The organism is Spirillospora sp. NPDC048911, from assembly GCF_043198015.1.
GTDB lineage: Bacteria > Actinomycetota > Actinomycetes > Streptosporangiales > Streptosporangiaceae > Spirillospora.
In genome coordinates, this window is sequence record NZ_JBICUD010000008.1 from 469,049 (window position 1) to 486,484 (window position 17,436).

Here is a 17,436-nt window from a genome sequence, read left to right on the forward strand (position 1 = left end):
TCAGGAGGCGCTCCGGTCGAGGATGGCCATGACCTCGCCCAGCGGCTGCTGCAGGTTGAGCGACGAGTCGACGGCCATCGTCCCGAACTCCTCCTCGACCAGGGCGACCAGCTCGATCGCGCACAGCGAGTCCAGATCCAGATCTGCGAACGACGTCTTCTCGGTGACTCGCTCCAGCGGGACGTCGAATTCCCGGCTCACCAACTCGGCGAGGTGCTGGAACGTCAGGCGCGAAGTGGTCTCGTTGCTGTCCATCGTTCTCCATCTCGTTCTGTCGGCCCCGGCTGCGTATGAGAGGAACGAAGCCCCTCATCCCCATCCGGCGAGGGTGCTCAGATACAGGTCTCGGACTTCGGCGATCCGATCGTCGAACTGGCGGATCTTCCAGGTGGAGACATCGATGGGCGGGGCGACGGTGATTCTCACTTCACCCGAGGTCACCGTCTTGCGAGAACGTCCCATCAGCTGACCCGAATTGTGGATGATGATCGGAATCACGGGAACTCCCGCTTTTCTGGCGATGAAAAAGGCGCCCTTCCTGAAGGGTCCGGGAGTGGGGGTGAGCGATCGGCTGCCCTCGGGGAAGATGACGACCGAAGTACCGCCGCCGAGTCTGCCCAGGGCCTCGTCGAGCAGTTGCTGCGCCGCCTGCGGTGAGGTGCGCTCGACGTACAGCAGGTTGGTGACCCGGCTCAGCCCCGGTATGCGCCGCAGCTCGTCCTTGACCACGATGGTGAAGCCGGAGATCGGGAGCTGCGTGACGAGCGTCGCGTCCAGAGGGCTCTGGTGATTGCTGATGAACACCGCGGGACGCTGCGTGCGGAGGTGCTGTCCTCCCTCGATCCGCAGCCGTACTCCCGCGGCCCGCAGGAACGCGCGGGAGGCCAGCGAGAGTTCGAGACCGGCAGTCAGCCCTCCGGATCCGGCCGGCAGGCCCAACCCGGCGGCCGCGAGCAGCGTCGGCGCGAGACTGCCCCAGGCCAGCAGCGAGCGGACCAGGGTCTCCGGCCGTGGCGGGCGCCGGCCGAGCGGCAGGATCGGCCAGCGGGCCCCGGCGGCCGCCTGCGCCATGGCGCCGGTGGGGTTGATCACACACGGCTCTCCGACGGCCCGCAGGAAGTCCAGGTCGTCGTGGGTGTCGGCGTAGCCATAGCTGCGGGTCAGGTCGATGGCGCGGTCAGCGGCGAACGCGGCGGTCGCCGTGGCCTTGCGGGGGCCGCGCATCAGAGGGCCGGCCAGCCGGCCGGTGAAGGCCGCGCCGTCGAGCTCCATCTCGGTGCACAACATGTGCTCGATGCCCAGTTCGCGGGCCAGCGCCGCCATCTGGTAGCGGGTGGCCGACGACACCAGGACGATGGTGTGGCCCATGCGCTGGTGCGCCTGGATGATCCGCCAGACCTGGCAGTGCAGCCGCGCGGCCAGCTTCGCGGCCATGACCTGCTCGCCCAGGCGGCCGAGTTCTTCCTCCTCGCGTCCGGCGAGGACGGCCAGGCACAGTTCGTAGAGGGCCCGCATGTCGCGGTCGCGGGTCTCCGCGCGGCTGGTCGTGGACATCAGGCGGACGACCTGGGAGACGCCGATCGTTCCGGCCGCCCGGCGCAGGTGCGCCGGGTCGGCTGCGAGCCGGCGCAGATAGGCGTTCAGGAACGCGCTGGCCGAGTACCCGGCCACGACGGTCCCGTCGAAGTCGAAGAAGGCACCGATGTGCGGACCCCGCGGGCCGGCGAGGATGTGCTCGACCCGTGCCTGCTCGACCATCGACGTCCGCATGGACGCCTCGATGCCCACCTCGGCGGGCATCGGGGGTTCGGTGGTGGTCATGGCTTCTCTCGTTCTTCATCGTTCCTGTCGGCGACGCCGCCGCTGGAGGCCACGGGCCTGCTGTCGGCGAACGCCGGCGACGGCGGCGGCACGCCGGCGGCATCTGATTCGGACGCGGCCTCGGCGTGCGGGCCCCCGGCATCGGTCGCGCTCCGTCCGTCGGTGCTCCGCCCGTCGGTGCTCCGCCCGTCGGTGGTCCGGTCGCCGGCGGCTCGGCCCTGGTCGGCTCGGCCCTGGTCGGCTCGGACGTCGAGGTCGGCGACGAGGTCGAGGCCGCGGACGGCGGCGGCAAGGTCGGCGACGTACGCGCGCCGTCTTTCGGCCCTGCGGTCGGCCGTATCAGGCTCGGAGTCATGACCGGCGGTGTTCTTGGCGGCGGTGGCCCTGGTCGCGGCGGCGGTCGCGGCCCGCCATCGGTTCTGGGAGCGCGATTCGGGCCAGCGTCCCGTGAGCGCGCCCTGACCGCCGGGGAACTCCGGACGTCCCGCCTGCTCATGGGAGTCGGCCTGAGCGGTGGCCGCTGCGAGCGCCGCCTCCAGGGCACCGCCGAGCACGCGATGCCCCAGCAGAAACGGCTGCTCGGCCAGCAGCCGGGTGGGGGAGAGGGCCGCGACGGCCTCCGGTTCTCCGTCCGGCCAGCCGATCTCTGCCAGCTCGTGGTGCAGCTCGGCCAAGAAGGCCGTGGGTTCGGGCAGCGGGATCAGGCCGCCGAGCAGGCCGTGCAGGCGCAAGGCCCATGACTCGACCTCGGCCGCCGTGCCGTCCGTGGCGGTGGCCAGCGCGAGTTCGGCGATGGCTCGCGTGACGAACCAGTGGACGGTCTGTTCGCGGTAGAACGCGGCCAGGTGGGCCTGCGCGGCGCCGATGCGGTAGCGGCTCGGAGAGGCGGGGCCGGGAACGTCGACGGCGACCGCGCCGGCGCGCACCAGCCGGCCCAGTACGCGCTGGACCTCCCGCTGCGAGCTCAGCGGTCGCAGCCCGACCCCCGGTATCTTTCGGCTGCCGATGAACGCCATCAGCGACTTGAGCTCGCGCATGATCTGCCACACGTCGCGCGGCTCGCGGTGCCCGCCGGTCAAGACCAGAATGAGCAGGCAACCGGGGGTCACCGGGCTCGCGGCTCGGAGCCGGCAGTCCAGCTCCCTGCCCACCGCGCGGGCCGCTCGCCACCCGCTGGCGGGGGCTTCGGCCTTGCCGGCGCCCGGTGCGGTCACCCCGCGGCCGTCGTCTTTCGCGTCGGTGCCCGGCTGCGCCGGGGCGATGTGCTCCCGGATCGAGAACGGCGTGCCGAAACTGATCCAGGCACGGCCGCCGCGCAGCCGTCGGCTGGCCCGGCAGTGCTCGATGAGCCATCGCACCCCTTCGGGCCGTTTGGGCCGGCCGGCGTCCTCGGCGACCAGCCGCTCGGCGTCGGGGAGGAGCTCGTAGGAGATGGTGACCGGCACCACATACGCATCACCGGACGGGCTGTCGTCCAGGACCTCGACCAGGGTCCGGGTGAGGCCGTGCCGGAACGGGCTCAGCTGTCCGGTGCGCGAACGGGTGCCCTCCGGGTACCACTCCAGGTTGTGGCCGTGACGCACCGCGTACCTGATGAAACTGCGGATGGCCAGCGTGTAGAGACGGTCGCCGGCGAAGTTGCGCCGGATGAACACCGAGCCCGTACGACGGCCCAGAGGCCCGATGGGCCAGAAGGACAGGTTGTCGCCGGCGAACCGGATGGTCGGTGGGAGCCCGACCGCCCGGAACGTCGTGGCCAGGAGCATGGGATCGGCGTAGCCCCGGTGTGCGGGCAGGAACACCAACGGGTGAAGCCCGCCCAGCTGGCGGAGCTCGGCGGCCACGGACCGGTCCACCTGGAGGTCCCAGCAGGACAACGCCGGATGCAAGAGCGCGTGCAGCAGCCGCGTGGGCCCCGTCTCGTGCGTCGGCACCAGCAGCCGCAGATGGGCCGTGAGCTTCTCTTCGGCCTTCCCGGCCGGCATCCCCAGCCCGGCGGCGAGCTCGGCGGTCTCGGCCTGCACCGCTGGAGCACCGAGCACATCCTTGATGACAGGTCGGAGCCTGTTTCTCCTCATGGCCTTCCGTTCTCGATGCAGGATCGCGGAGGGAACGACACCGCTCATCTCGATAGGCAAATGCCTACCCTCGCGCCATCAAATGGATACGGAGGGTAACGGGGTAAGAACTTACCGCCATGCGGCGGTACTAGGAGACCCAACAGCGAGTGAAGTGCCTTGGTGGCCGAGGTCGACGGAAACTAATCGCCCATATGGGGTGGGCCGAGGTATGTGCGGAGGGATCGGTTTCGATCCACGTGAAGCGAAGTCGAACTCGGAGGTATACGCGCTCGACCTTCCGGGAAGTCCACCGACGGTGCTGACATGTCGAGCAAGGAGCAAACGGAGCATATTTCCTATGCGGCGACGAATTTCGATCGTCCTCTGTGCATTGCTGCTCGTGACGGTGGCCTCGCAGGCGGGCCGGGGGCGTGCCGTGACGACGCGTTCGCCCGGCGGGCGGGCCTGCATGGTCTATGCGCCGCTCGTTGGCATGGGCCATGTCGGATGGGCCGTGCGCACCGATAGTGGGCTCTGGTACGGCGGAGCGACGGAGACCAAAGAGTTCTGGCCGAGGCTGCCGGGAAAGAGCTGGATGACAGGCCCGTACGAATTCCCCCGGTTGCTGGCGGCTTTCCGTTCCAAGCGGCCAGTTACCCCTTACCGGGCATTTCGCTGCCGGAACGTCCCAGGGGATTCGGCGGCGGCGGTGGCTCAATTCCGCCGTCAAGCCCATTCGCAGTACGACGTGTTCCACAGCAACTGTCTGACGAGGACCGTCCGGACGCTGAAGAGCTACTCCATCGTTTTGGGCGACCTGCCCGGCGGTGTCGGATCCATGCCTTCGACGTACTTCCACAACACCCTCAGCGCCTACGGCTGGCAAGCCGAGCGAAGCTTCTGACGAGGGGGTGGCAGCACAGCTTGAAAGCTGAGGGCCTTGAGATGACGGCCTCTGCCGGGACGCCCCCAGACTGCGGGTGTGTTCAGGTGAGGAAGTCGAGGAGGTGGCGGGTCGTCTCGTCGGGAGCTTCTTCGGGGAGGAAATGCCCGGCGTTCACGGGGCCGCCTCGTACGTCGTCGGCCCAATCCCGCCAGATCTCCAGCGGTTCGTACCACTCGGCGACCGGGCCGCTCGCACTCCACAGGGCCAGCGTCGGGCAGGTGATGCGACGGCTGCCGCGGTCGGCCTCGTCGTGCGCGTAGTCGAGCGTCGCGGCGGCGCGGTACTCCTCGCAGATGGCGTGCACCGTGGCCGGGTCGGCGAACTGCGCGGTGTAGGCGGCCCGCAGCTCGGGAGGGAAGGCGTCCGGCTTCTGCGACCAGGTGTCGAGCATGTGGTCGACCAGGACGGCGGGAGCCGCGGCGATCAGTTGCTCGGGCACCGGCTCCGGCGCCGCCAGGAAGGACCATGCCCAGTAGCCGAGCGCGAACTCCATGCCGGCGCGCCGGTAGGCCTCCCCGGTGGGCACGATGTCGAGCACGGCCAGCCGGGTGACGGCCTCGGGATGGTCGAGGGCCATCCGGTACGCGCAGCGCGCGCCCCGATCGTGGCCCGCCACCGCGAACCGCTCGTAGCCCAGCGCGCGCATGACCTCGACCTGGTCGCGGGCGATCGCGCGCATGCTGTACGGGGCGTGGTCGGGCGCGCTCGGCGGAGTGCCGCTGAAGCCGAAGCCCCGCAGGTCGGTGGCGACCACGGTGAAGCGCTCGGCGAGCCGCGGCGCCACCCGGTGCCACATGAGATGCGTCTCGGGGATGCCGTGCAGCAGGAGCACCGGTGGCCCGGTGCCGCCGCGACGTCCGTGGATCGTCGTGCCGGACGTGGCGACGTCGAACTCATCGAAGTCCTTGAACGATTCCAACACCCGGGCAGCCTTCCACACGGGTACGACATCCCGCCATGGCGAGAGCCGTCCGTGACTGTTCGGGTCGCCAGTGTTACTTGGCGCTGGTGAGGGTGGTGTGCGAACGCGTTTGCCGGTGGCGGCCCAGGGGACGTTCGGGGCGGAACCTCCAAGGGGTGGGTATGGGGCGAACTGTCGGCGACTACGTTCTCGAACGGCTCAGGGAATGGAAGGTCGACCATGCCTTCGGCTATCCCGGCGAAGGCATCAACGGGGTCATCGCGGCGTTCGGCAGGTCAGACGACCCGCCGCGGTTCGTCCAGAGCCGGCACGAGGAGATGGCGGCGTTCCAGGCGGTCGGGTACGCCAAGTTCAGCGGGCGGCCCGGCGTGTGCATGGCCACCGGAGGGCCTGGTGCCGTCCACCTGCTCAACGGGCTCTATGACGCCAAGCTCGACCATGTGCCGGTGGTGGCCATCGTGGGGCACACCGCGCGCACGGCCATCGGCGGCAGCTCCAAGCAGGAGATCGACTTGCCGTGCCTGTTCAAGGACGTCGCCGCGTACGTCCAGCTGGCCACGGTGCCCGCGCAGCTGCCCAACCTGATCGACCGCGCGATGCGCATCGCGCTGGCGGAACGGGCCCCCACCTGTGTGATCATCCCGTCCGATCTGCAGGAGGAGCCGTACTCGCCGCCGGTGCACGCCTTCAAGAACGTGCCGTCGTCACCGCCCGGCTACACCCCTCCGGTGACCTGCGCGCCGCGGAGCGAGATCGAACGGGCCGCCGAGGTGGTCAACGCCGGTTCGAAGGTGGCCATCCTGATCGGCCAGGGTGCCCGCGGTGCCCAGGACGAGGTCAAGGAGGTCGCCGAACGCACCGGCGCCGGGGTGGCCAAGGCGCTGCTGGGCAAGGACGTGCTGCCCGACGACCTGCCCTATGTCACCGGGGCGATCGGCCTGCTCGGCTCCCGGCCCTCGTACGAGCTGATGCGCGACTGCGACACGCTGCTGATCGTCGGCTCCAACCTTCCGTACGTCCAGTCCCTGCCGGAGTTCGGATCCGCCCGCGCGGTGCAGATCGACGTGGACGGCCGGATGATCGGCCTGCGCTATCCGACGGAGGTCAATCTGGTCGGTGACGCCGCCGAGACGCTGCGCGCGCTCATCCCGCTCCTGCGCCGCAAGGACGGCCGCGCCTGGCGGCAGGGGATCGAACGGAACGTCGCCCGGTGGTGGGACACCATGGAGCGGCAGGCGCACGTCGACGCCGACCCGATCAACCCGATGCGGCTGTTCTGGGAGCTGTCCTCGCGGCTGCCCGACAACGCGATCGTGACCGCCGACTCCGGTTCGGCGGCCACCTGGTACGCCCGCGACCTGAAGTTCCGCGGCGGGATCCGCGGCTCGCTCTCCGGCACGCTGGCCACGATGGGGCCGGGCGTGCCGTACGCCATCGGCGCCAAGTTCGCGCTGCCCGACCGGCCCGCGATCGCGCTCGTCGGCGACGGCGCGATGCAGATGAACGGGCTGGCCGAGCTGATCACAGTGCGGCGCTACCACCACGGCTGGGCCGACCCCCGCCTGATCGTCGCCGTCCTGCACAACAACGACCTCAACCAGGTCACCTGGGAGCTGCGGGCGATGGAGGGCGAGCCCAGGTTCGACGAGTCGCAACTGCTGCCGGACGTCTCGTACGCCGCGTTCGCCCGTTCACTGGGCCTTGAGGGGATCGAGGTGAAAGAACCCGAGGCGATCGGACCGGCCTGGGACCGGGCCCTGAGCGCCGACCGCCCCGTCGTGCTGGACGTGCACGTCGACCCCGACATCCCGCCGATCCCGCCGCACGCGGAGTTCGAGCAGGTCAAGGACATCGTCGCGGCCATCATGAAGGGCGACCCGGACGCCTGGGCCTTCACCAGGAAGGGTTTCAAGACCAAGGCCCAGGAGCTCTTCGGCCGCCCCCGCGGCGGAAGGTGATCTCGTCCCGGACCGCGTCGCGGCCGGCGAGCCACATGCCGAGGGCCTCGCGGGTGCCCCGGACCTGCCGGCCGCGCCGTTGCAATAGGTTCGCCAAGGAATTCGACTCGGCCCGAAGTGCTTCTTTCTGAACGCTGTGCGCATGTGTTTTCGTTACAAGAAGGACAAAGGTAATGGGGATAAGAATCTGTCAGACCACCATCAGATAATGGAGGGACAGGTGGCGATGGGAGAGACCGCGCTGATCGAACGGCGTATCCTCGTCAAGGGAGTCTCCACGCTGTATTACGAGATGGGTTCCGGGCCGGTGCTGCTGCTGGTGCACGGCAACTTCGCCAACGCGGAGAACTGGAAGAGGACGATGGAGGACTTCATGTCCACCCACCGTGTCGTGGCCTTGGCGCTACCGGGCTATGGCGGGACCAGTCCCATCGGCGATGTCACCCCCGGTCGGCTCGCGTCGTTCATTGTCTCCTTTCTGGACGCGCTCTCCATCGACGAGGTCATCGCGGTCGGGCATTCCAGTGGCGGTCTGATAGTGGCGGAACTCGCGCTCGCCCATCCGGAGCGGGTCACGCGGCTGGTCATGACCGATTCGGCGGGGCTCGGCCGCGCCGTGCACCCCTCGTTCGTCGTCACCGCCATGCTTCCCCGTCCGGTCACCGAAGCCATGATTGCAGCCATGCTGGCCCCGGGTGGGGAGGTGCTGAGGGCTTCGATGGTCAGCATGCTGTTCCGACGCCCGTGGCGGGTGACGCCCCGGGAATGGATCGAGCAGATCCGCAACACCGAATCCGAAACGTTGCTGCGGACGTCGTACGAGGCGATTCGCGGGGCGAACGGGCTGAGCGGGCAGCGTTGGCTCGTTGGCGACCGGCTCAAGGACCTCGCGATGCCGACACTGGTCATCTGGGGCGCGAATGACGAGGTGTTCCCCGTCCGGCAGGCCCGGGCCGCGGTCAAGAAGATACCCAAAGCCCGGCTGAAGGTCCTCAACGTCGCCGGTCACGCCGCATATCTGGATTATCACCGTCAGTTCGTCGACGCTCTCGGTCCCTTCGTACGTGATGAATCTGTGGAGCCCGCTGCCGTCGGCACCTGACCACGTGGGGAAGGGCCGTTGTGAAGCCACCTGTCGATGTCGGCGGACTCCCGCCGGCTTTGCTTCGCCGGCCGTCGGTCGCACTCCGGGCCGTGGCCGGTGCGCCGGTGCCCGATCCGCGCTTCTGCGATCCAGCCTGGCAGTCGAACACCTGCCTGCGGCTGCTGCGGCGCACCTATCTGCGGGGAAGCGGTCTGGTCCGCGGCGTGACGGAATCCCTGCCATTCGCCCCGACCGATCAACTGGCCTTGCGGGTCCTCACCCGGGCGACCACTGACGCCGTGGCTCCGCCGAACTTCCTCTTCACCAATCCCACCGCCGCACGCAGGGCCTGGAGCACACGGGGACGCAGCCTGGCGCACGGCGCGCGCAACTTCCTGACCGACGTGCGCGACAACCGGGGAATGCCCGCGCTCGTGGACAAGGGCGCCTTCGTCGTCGGCCGTGACCTGGCGACCACGCCGGGCAGGGTCGTCTTCCGCAACCATCTCGTGGAACTGATCCAGTACGAGCCGCGCACGGAGACGGTCCATGCGCTGCCGCTGCTGTTCAACCTGTCGTGGGTGAACAAGTTCTACCTCGCCGACCTGACCCCTGACCGCAGCCTGATCCGGTGGGCTCTGGATCAGGGCCACACCGTTTTCGTCATCAGCTACCGCAATCCCGATGCCACACTCCGAAACGTCGGATACGACGACTACCTGTGCGCGGGGCTGCTCCCCGTGCTGGAGGTGATCAGGGACATCACCGGTGCAGAGGAGGTCAACTTCTGCGGATCCTGCCTGGGAGGCCTGCTGGGCCTCATGCTCGCGGCCTGGCACCGCGACGACGACAGGCCCCGGCTGCGCAGCGTCACCGCTCTGAACACCCCCGCCGACTTCGGCGACATCACCAGGCTGATAACGACCGGTGCCGTGGGGAGGCTCCTGCGCGGGCCCGGTGTCCGGTTGCTGGATCGCCTGACCGAACGCCAGGGCTTCACCGGAGGCAAGGACTTCGAAGCCTTCTTCCGGCTCCTGCGGTCCAACGAGCTGCTCTGGAACCAGGTCAAGGACAACTGGTTGATGGGCAAGGAACCTCCGGCCTACGACGTTCTCTACTGGAACTGTGACACCTTGAACGTGCCTCACCGCGCGCAGCGGTACCTGCTGCGCGACCTGTGCATCGACAACGCCTTCGCCCGGGGCACCGCGGAACTCGCGGGCAGACCGCTGCCGCTGGACCGCATTACCCAGGACGTCTTCCTGGTCGGTACCAGCGACGACCACCTCGTCCCCTGGCGCATCTCACACAAGACCGTCGCCCTGCTGCCGGGCGACGTCCGGTACTACCTCTCGGTAGGCGGCCATATCGCGGGGCTGATCGCCCCTCCGGACACCGGGGCGCGTTACCGGACGACCACCGGCCGCGCCTGTCCGGACGCCGACACCTGGTCCGCCGAGGCGACCGAATACGAGGACAGCTGGTGGCGGCCCTGGTCGCGTTGGCTCGCCGAACGGGCAGGACCACAGCGCGTCCCGCCCTCGACCGGCAGCGCTCGATATCCCCCCATGGACCCGGCTCCAGGTACGTACGTGCTCACCTGACACAACCGCACGGGCCGCTCCGGCCGATGGGAACGGCCGATGTGGCCGGGCGCACCGGCCTCGGCGGTCCACGCGCCGAAGCGAGGAGACGATGAGAAAGACCTGGACATCGGCAACGTTGCTGTGGATGCGACCAGACCTTCCCCGGCAGGAAGCGATGGATCACTGGCGTGGTCCCCACGCGCGACTGGTCGCCCGAACTCCGGGCTATGCCGAGTACCGGCAGCACCATTTCACCTCGGACGGCCAGGGTCTGTGGCCGGAGCTGGAAGGGGTGCAGACCCGCATCCCGGACGAGCGGCGCATCGATGGCGTACCCGAAGTCACCTTCAGCACGGCACTGGGCCCGCTGCTGGGCTTCCGCCAGAGCCAGAAGGTTCAACGGGACGAGGCCAACGCGTTCGGGCGCACAATCTTGCACCTCACCGCGCCGAGGGGCGGCCGCTGGCATGGAAACGCGGAGACCGTCGGGTTCCGGACCGTGGTTCTGCTGCGGGCCCGTCCCAGCGTGGGCCGTGTCCGGTTCGGTACGTACGTCAACGACCTGCTGGCCCCGCGCCTGGCCGGACTGGACGCGTTGGGCGAGACGCGCAGCATGGTGTTCCTGCCCTGGTGCCGGCACCTGTGGAACTCTCCCAACGTGGCCCACGACTATCCGGCGGCTCACCGTTTCCACGGCTGCTTGATCCTCGGTGCGGCCAGCCGGCATGACCTGGTCACGGCCCTGGCCTCGCCGCGGCTGGCGCGCCTGAACGCCGAGCACCGTCGCCATCTTGCGGCCGCGCACGCCTACGAGGTCGCTGATACCTACGTGTTCCTGCGCGATGGCCGTCCGACGCTGCCCTAGATCGGCCCCGCCAAGAAGCCGCCTGGGCACCGGTGAGGCGGACGAGCCCTGCGGCTCCCGCGCACAGTCGATCGTCCCTGCTCTGGCACTGCGCCGACCGTGTTCTGGCACTGCGCCGGCGCTGCTCTGGTCACTGCGGTGGCAGGGAACGGCTGGTGGCGGACCTTCGTGGAACGATGCGCATTCCCATCCCCCGGGCCTCGCAGATGCAGACGCCGTCGGCCCACAACCAGGCGTCCGCCACGGCGTAAGGGCCGGTGGGGTCCGCACCGGTCGAGACGATCTCCAGGTCGATGGTGACGCGAACGGAGCCGGGGTCCGCTTGTCCCCGGTGTTTCCAGGTGACGGCGTGGCTGAGCCGGAACGGTTCGAACCGGGGATCGCGGACACCGGTGTGGAGGCCGCTTTCGATCATGTACAGCTGCAGGGTCTGGGCCATGGCCTCAAGAGCGAGGCTGCCGGGCAGGACCGGGTCCTGGAAGAGATGCGCCTTGAAGTACCAGTCGGCGGGATCGACGTCGGTCTCGGTGCGGACGCGGCCGAGACCGGCCGCGCCGCCGTCCGGCCACCACCCGGTCAGCCGGTCGATCATCAGCAGCATGGAACCGGCCAGCCGGAGCCGGCCGCCGAACAGGTCGCGGGGACGCGTTCGCAGGTCGATCGGGTCGCCATGGGGCTGCGGAGGCGGCCCTTGTTCGAGGGCGGACGGGAGTGCGCCCGATCGCCAGGCCCTGGAGTCGACGGCCAGCAGGCCGAACTCGGTGTCGAGGCGGAGCACCTGGTCGCCGGTCCGGCAGGTGACCTCGAAGGTGAGGACGGTGGCGTCGGGGTCGTCGCGGACGCCGGTGAGCTGCGCGTTCGTTCGGACGCCGCCGCTGGCGGGGAACAATTCTCCCAGGATGCTCGCGGATCCGCCGAGGTTGCGCAGGCGGATCCCCGGCCGGGCCGCGGCCGGCAGCTCGAGACGGCCGATGAGCCACGCGCAGGGTTGGAGTGCGATCTCCAGCAGCACGGCCAGCGGCGTTGTCGGGAACCCGTTCTGCCGCCAGTACCAGGCACGGCTCGGCAGGTCGTACTCCGCGACGGCACCGGCTCCCGCGCCCGTACCGTTGAAGGCGGAGCCGGTCTCCGACACTCGCGACAGGAACAGGTACGGCGGACCGGGCAGCCGTACCGCCGCCTGCTCACGGCCGTGAGCCGGCGTTCCCCACGCGGAGGCCAGCAGGGCCGGATAGTCGTGCCGGCGGTCTTCGACGGTCGCCGGATCCTGCCGGTGGCCGACCAGACCGCCGAGGCGTTCGGGTGGAACGGGCTCTCCGCTGTGCTGCGCCGCGGGCCGGCCGAGCCGGCTCCAGTGCTCGAAGGGCCAGTCCGGGACCAGGCGCAGGCCCAGACGCCGGGCGTGGAGGGCCTTGACACCGTCGACCGTGCACAACGCGTCGGCGTACAGGACGGGCCGGGGGCCGCCGGCGACCTCGGACACGAAGATCTCGTAGGTGAGGGAGCGGCTCGCCGGCGTGACCTGCCCCCGGAACCGGAGCCGGCAGGTCTGCGCCGGGACCGGCTCGAAGCGCCAGCCGTCGCGGTCGATGGTGAATCCCAGCGCGGCCAGGTAGAACGCCATCGCCTGGAGGCAGGCTTCGTGCATGAGTGCCTCAGGCATGTACGGGTCGTTGGGAAAGTGTCCGCGGAAAAACCATTCCTGCGGGCTGACGGCGAACTCGGCGCGCAGGTAGCCGCGCTGCCACGGGCCGCCCTGCGGGTCGAAGTCGCAGACCCGGTGCAGGAGCTGCATACGGCCGTTTCCGATGCGGGGCGGCCGGAGATGCGCCCGCGTCCCCTCCCAGCCGGGACCGAAACAACGGTCCGGTCTGCCCTCGGAGAAGGCCCTGACTCGCGTGCAGTCGAACGAGGTTCGCGATCCCACGATTGGAGGCGCGTCCACCCGTCCGCGCGGTGGCGCCGTTCCGGTCGGATCCCACGGCACACCTTGCGAGGCGGTCAACTCGTCGTCGGTGAAGTAGCCGGCCTGCGCGTTGCTCACGGTGAGCTTCGGTCGCCCGCCGACCTCGCACCGGCTGTTGAAGAAGAACAGGGGTACCCCGTCGTGCGTGCCGTGGCCGTCGACGCTGATGCGATGGGTGAGCGTCTCGCCGATCTGTGGCGGGCTCGCATGGAAGGTCAGGTCACAGCCGAGCAGCCGGTACACGCGGTCTTCGGCGACGTGGAGGTCGGCGCCCAGCCAGGTGAGCAGCAGCCGGTCACCCTGGCCCGCCGCCATCAGCAGTCCGGCGGGCATGCGTCCGCTTCCGTCGAGGTACCAGGCATCGCGGTCGATGTCGGTCTCGGTTCGGATGGTGCCCTTGCCGAGGGAGCACGGTTCGGCGTCGATGCCGGCCACGCGGTCGACGAGCAGCATCGGTGGTTCCGGCAGGCGAGTGCGCCGCGCCCGGTCATCGAGAGCGGTGAATCGTTCACCCAGGATGTCCGACGGCCTCCCCGAAGCGAGGCGTTCAAGCTGCGTCCGGTCAAGCGACGGAGCGGTCTGCCGCGTGATGAGGGCGTCGGCGCGGTCCGCTACGGGCGGGGGGTGCGCGGGGGTCACCACCGTGTGCGGAGGCTGTGCGGCCGTCCTGGACGCGGAGGTCAGCTGGTCGAGCACGGCCGACTGCTTCATGGACACGCCCGCGGCGGCCAGTTCGGCGATCGCCTGGACGAGCCGGCCGCAGGAGTCCTCGCCGTCCAGGGGGACGGCGAGGTGATCCCGATCCTGGAGGATCGTCGAGATCCATCCGGAGCACAGGCCGCCGGGACCGTGTTCGATGAAGATCCGGACTCCGTCGTTCCAGGCGGTGCGGACCGTGCGCGCGAAGTCGACCTGGGAGAGGGTCAGCGTCGTCAGCGCGTCCGCGACGGTCTTGGACGTGGGGACGTAGGCGGTTCCGCTCGTCCCGGTATAGAAGCGCGTGGGCCCTTCGGCATGGACGGGCCGGTTGTACAGGCGCCACAACTCCTCGTGCGCCTCGTTCAGCACGGGGGTGTGGGCGGCGATGTCGTATCCGGTAGGGACCACGGATCCGCCGAGGCTGCGTGTGACGCGTTCGCACGCGTCCGCCGCTCCTCCGATGACGCATGAATCAGGCGCGTTCACGACCAGCAGGTGGGCCGCGCGCTCGTCCTGGAGCGCGGCGCGTACGCGTTCGGCGGGGGCCGCCACCAGGAGGTTGACCCAGCGGTCGTCGGGAAGCGCCATGCGTCGCCAGGCCCGGCGCGGGATCCGCTGCTCGCCGATCAGGCCGTGGGTGAAGACGCCGGTCCGGATCAGTTCGGTGACGAAGGCCGGGACGTCCTGCCAGAGCCGGAGCGCCACCATGGCGCTGCCCTCGCCCGAGGAGTAGCCGAGCACCGCGTCCGGGCGGATGCCGAGCCGGTCCCGGGTGAGGCGGGTGTGCAGGTCGGCGAGGAGGGTCGCGGCGAGGTTCCGCTGGACGGGGGTCGTCGGGCGCCCCGCGAGCACCGGCTCGCTGATTTCGGCGAGGGGCCCGCAATGGCTTTTGATCTCGTCCATGACGTCGGGGAAGCCGAGCATCAGCGATCGGCCCATCGCGGGATGGCACGCCGATCCGTTGGTGTAGACGAACGCGATCTCTCCGTCCAGCGGCGTCGTCCTGAACGCCGTCGCGGCGGGCCGTTCGCCCTGGCCGGTGAGCCATCGCCGCGCCGCCTCCCGGCGATCGGCCAGGTCGTCGCCGGGCCGTTCGACGAGGGCGAGGCGGCAGGGGCCGGTGGCCGATGTGTCCCGGTCGCCGTGGAGCGCGGCGGCGACCTCCTGCCGGTCCCGGCCGCGGAACAGATGGACGGAGTACGAACCGGCCGACCAGGACGCGGGTGCCGCGCCCCGGATCCTGACCCGGGCGGGGGCGGTGCCGAGCGGTTCGGCCGTCACGTCGGCGAGCGCCTCGCCCAGCAGCGGGTCCGCCGGGCCGCGCGTGCGGGGGACGGCCCGGTGCCGCACCGCCAGCGCCGCCGCGGCGACGGCGACCAGGCCCTCGGCCGCGTGCGGGCTGCCGAACCGGGTCACGGGGTCGAACGAGGGGATGCCGTCGCGCGGCGCACCGGGACCGATTCTGAGCCCCGGCTCCGTACCGGGGGAGCCGGAGTCGTCGACGAGCGCGATGACGTCGTCGCCGTCGCGTTCGGCGTCCGGCAGGCGGCGCAGCAGGAGTACGACGGCGGCGTCTCCCGGTGGGCGGGCGTGCCCCATGGCCTGGAGGGACGCTTCGTGGACCGGTTCGCAGGACAGGTCGACGGCGCCGACCATGACCACGTCCGCCTCGTCCGCGCGCAGCGCACGGCACCCGAGTTCGAGTGCCGCCAGTCCCGACGCCTCCTCGGCGAAGACGGAGAACCCCGGCCCGGCCAGGTCGAACTGTGAGTTCAGCCGGTTGGCGACGATGTTGGGCATCGTCCCGACCACACCGGCGGCCGTCAGCGGCGGCGAGAACCCGTCCGGAAGGGGCCGTGCCGGCCAGGAAGGGCCGCGCAAGCCGGCCGTGTAGCGCGCCACTTCGGCGTCGCAGCCCATGCCGATCAGGACCATCGTGCGTTCGCGTGGCAGCCGCCGCCCGGCCACCACCGCACGCGCCGCGTCGAGGATCAGCAGTTGCTGCGCATGGGCCTGTTTGAGGTCGCTGGGTGGAAACCGCAGACCTGCGAGGGGCGTCTCGATGTTGTCGCGCCTGGGATCGGTCGCCTTGCCGCCGAGCAGCGCGTCCGCGAAGTCGTGTTCGTCACGGCCGTCGCCCACCCGGGTGCCGATGGCGACGATGGCGATGGGACCGGGATCGGGGTCGGGGTCGGGAGCCGGACGGGGCGACTCCCGGACCGATCCGGCGGGGGAAGGCCAGCCGTCGAGGACGAGATGGGCGTTGTTGCCGCCGAAGCCGAACGTGTTGAGACCCGCGCGCCGCGGCCCCTCCCAGGGCTCGTTCTCCTGGAGGGGCCGCAGCGGCGTGCCGTCCAGGGCATCGGTGTGCTCGTCGGCGCCGAGCGTGGCCGGACGGACACCGGCGTGCAGGGCACCGATCAGTTTCAGCAGCCCGGCGAGCCCCGCGACCGTCACCGGATGCCCCAGGTTCGACTTGACCGAGCCGACGGGCAGGTCACGGACATCGGCGAAGACCTTCGCCGCGCCGCGCACCTCGACCGCGTCACCGAGCCTCGTGCCCGTGGCGTGGCACTCCAGGAGGGCCACCGACGCGGGTGGCACCCGCGCGGCGCGATACGCGGCGAGCACCGCGCGTTCCTGGGATTCCTGGCACGGGGCGAGCAGGCCCTGCCCGCGCCCCGCGTTCGACAGCCCGATGCCCCGGATGACCGCCAGGACCGGTACGTCCGCGCGCGTCGCGTCCGCCAGCCGCATGAGCGCGACGCACGCAGCCCCCTCCGCCGGTACGAGCCCGTCGGCACCGCGGTGGAACGGGCGGCTCCGCCCCGTCGGGCTGATCGCCTGCAGAGCGCCGAACCCCGCGCGCAGGAACAGGTCATCGGAACGGTTGACCGCCGCCGCCAGCATCACGTCGGCCGAGCCGTCGTGGAGCCGGTCAACCGCGATCTTGATGGCGTACAGCGACGACGCGCAGGCCGCGTCCAGCCCGAGCGAGCCGCCCCCGAGACCAAGTGCCCGCGCCGTCAGGTGGGCGGCCAGGCCGCAGGAGAACCGGTTGCGCGGATCGGGATCCAGCCTGCGCGGATCGCGATCCGGGCCCTGCGCGACGGCTTGGTGCACCTCCGCTCGCAGTGACCGCGCCCAGACATGCTCGGCGTACCGGCTCATGCCGTGAGACGGATAGCCGAGATTGCCCAGGATCAGCCCGGCCCGGGGGAGCGGCCCGGCCATGCCCGCCTCGCGCAGGGCCTCGCGGCCACAGTGCATCGCCCAGTGGAAGAGCGGGTCGAGGGAGATCAGGTCGTCCTGGTCGATGAGGAAACCGGCCGGATCGAAGACCTTCTCGAAGCCGCGCACATGACCGCCGCGTGCGGGCGGGTCCGTCCCCGGCACGGGACGCAGGCTGACCCGTCCGGCGACGACGTTGTCCCACAGCGCGGACGGGCTCAGCGCATCGGGAAGCACGCATCCACGACCCACGATCGCGATGGGTTCGAACATCACTGCCTTCCGTCCGGGCGTGGCA

Annotated in this window: 10 protein-coding genes; 5 read left to right on the forward strand and 5 right to left on the reverse strand. The window is 70.3% G+C overall.

Annotated features, from left to right (window positions below):
* Genes ACGFNU_RS34605 through ACGFNU_RS34615 form a run of 3 tightly spaced genes read right to left on the reverse strand, consistent with a single transcriptional unit; the run spans nucleotide 1 to nucleotide 3,863 of the window.
* Entirely contained in the window at nucleotides 1–255 is a 255-nt protein-coding gene (locus ACGFNU_RS34605; protein WP_392600595.1) for an acyl carrier protein, read from the reverse strand.
* A 54-nt stretch (nucleotides 256–309) separates the two neighbouring features.
* The gene (locus ACGFNU_RS34610) at nucleotides 310–1,821 is read right to left on the reverse strand and encodes an HAD-IB family hydrolase (RefSeq protein ID WP_392600597.1); all 1,512 of its coding nucleotides are present in this window, start codon (nucleotides 1,819–1,821) and stop codon (nucleotides 310–312) included.
* Complete coding sequence (locus tag ACGFNU_RS34615) at nucleotides 1,818–3,863, reverse strand: 1-acyl-sn-glycerol-3-phosphate acyltransferase (RefSeq protein ID WP_392600599.1); 2,046 nt, start codon at nucleotides 3,861–3,863, stop codon at nucleotides 1,818–1,820. Before ACGFNU_RS34615 ends, ACGFNU_RS34610 begins: the two co-directional genes overlap by 4 nt.
* 376 nt (nucleotides 3,864–4,239) lie before the next feature.
* Between ACGFNU_RS34615 and ACGFNU_RS34620 the strand changes: the two genes are divergently transcribed.
* On the forward strand, nucleotides 4,240–4,785 hold the full coding sequence (locus ACGFNU_RS34620; protein ID WP_392600601.1) for a hypothetical protein: 546 nt from the start codon (nucleotides 4,240–4,242) through the stop codon (nucleotides 4,783–4,785).
* Between the two features lie 82 nt (nucleotides 4,786–4,867).
* Here the strand turns inward: ACGFNU_RS34620 and ACGFNU_RS34625 are convergent, their stop codons facing one another.
* A complete protein-coding gene (locus ACGFNU_RS34625) occupies nucleotides 4,868–5,749 on the reverse strand; it encodes an alpha/beta fold hydrolase (RefSeq protein ID WP_392600603.1) in 882 nt (293 codons plus the stop codon).
* 161 nt (nucleotides 5,750–5,910) lie between these two features.
* Here ACGFNU_RS34625 and ACGFNU_RS34630 point away from each other — a divergent pair, with 161 nt between their 5' ends.
* The 4 genes from ACGFNU_RS34630 to ACGFNU_RS34645 all read left to right on the forward strand — a co-directional run bounded on the left by ACGFNU_RS34630 (nucleotide 5,911) and on the right by ACGFNU_RS34645 (nucleotide 11,242).
* Nucleotides 5,911–7,707, forward strand: coding sequence for a thiamine pyrophosphate-requiring protein (locus ACGFNU_RS34630; protein ID WP_392600605.1), 1,797 nt, complete (start codon nucleotides 5,911–5,913; stop codon nucleotides 7,705–7,707).
* Nucleotides 7,708–7,915: 208 nt separating this feature from the next.
* On the forward strand, nucleotides 7,916–8,809 hold the full coding sequence (locus tag ACGFNU_RS34635; RefSeq protein ID WP_392600608.1) for an alpha/beta fold hydrolase: 894 nt from the start codon (nucleotides 7,916–7,918) through the stop codon (nucleotides 8,807–8,809).
* Nucleotides 8,810–8,916: 107 nt separating this feature from the next.
* The gene (locus ACGFNU_RS34640) at nucleotides 8,917–10,395 is read left to right on the forward strand and encodes a PHA/PHB synthase family protein (RefSeq protein ID WP_392600610.1); all 1,479 of its coding nucleotides are present in this window, start codon (nucleotides 8,917–8,919) and stop codon (nucleotides 10,393–10,395) included.
* Between the two features lie 157 nt (nucleotides 10,396–10,552).
* Nucleotides 10,553–11,242 (forward strand): hypothetical protein, encoded by a 690-nt coding sequence (locus ACGFNU_RS34645; protein ID WP_392600611.1) that lies wholly within the window; start codon nucleotides 10,553–10,555, stop codon nucleotides 11,240–11,242.
* A 130-nt stretch (nucleotides 11,243–11,372) separates the two neighbouring features.
* On the opposite strand, the gene ACGFNU_RS34650 is transcribed toward ACGFNU_RS34645, so the two are convergent.
* The gene (locus ACGFNU_RS34650; protein ID WP_392600612.1) at nucleotides 11,373–17,411 is read right to left on the reverse strand and encodes a beta-ketoacyl synthase N-terminal-like domain-containing protein; all 6,039 of its coding nucleotides are present in this window, start codon (nucleotides 17,409–17,411) and stop codon (nucleotides 11,373–11,375) included.
* Nucleotides 17,412–17,436: the final 25 nt, after the last annotated feature.

What these genes read in the sequence shown, in the direction of transcription:
- ACGFNU_RS34620 (WP_392600601.1), top strand. Translation starts at nt 4,240, where the DNA reads ATGCGGCGACGAATTTCGATCGTCCTCTGTGCATTGCTGCTCGTGACG.
- ACGFNU_RS34605 (WP_392600595.1), bottom strand. Translation starts at nt 255, where the DNA reads ATGGACAGCAACGAGACCACTTCGCGCCTGACGTTCCAGCACCTCGCC.
- ACGFNU_RS34610 (WP_392600597.1), bottom strand. Translation starts at nt 1,821, where the DNA reads ATGACCACCACCGAACCCCCGATGCCCGCCGAGGTGGGCATCGAGGCG.
- ACGFNU_RS34630 (WP_392600605.1), top strand. Translation starts at nt 5,911, where the DNA reads ATGGGGCGAACTGTCGGCGACTACGTTCTCGAACGGCTCAGGGAATGG.
- ACGFNU_RS34635 (WP_392600608.1), top strand. Translation starts at nt 7,916, where the DNA reads ATGGAGGGACAGGTGGCGATGGGAGAGACCGCGCTGATCGAACGGCGT.
- ACGFNU_RS34645 (WP_392600611.1), top strand. Translation starts at nt 10,553, where the DNA reads ATGGATCACTGGCGTGGTCCCCACGCGCGACTGGTCGCCCGAACTCCG.
- ACGFNU_RS34650 (WP_392600612.1), bottom strand. Translation starts at nt 17,411, where the DNA reads ATGTTCGAACCCATCGCGATCGTGGGTCGTGGATGCGTGCTTCCCGAT.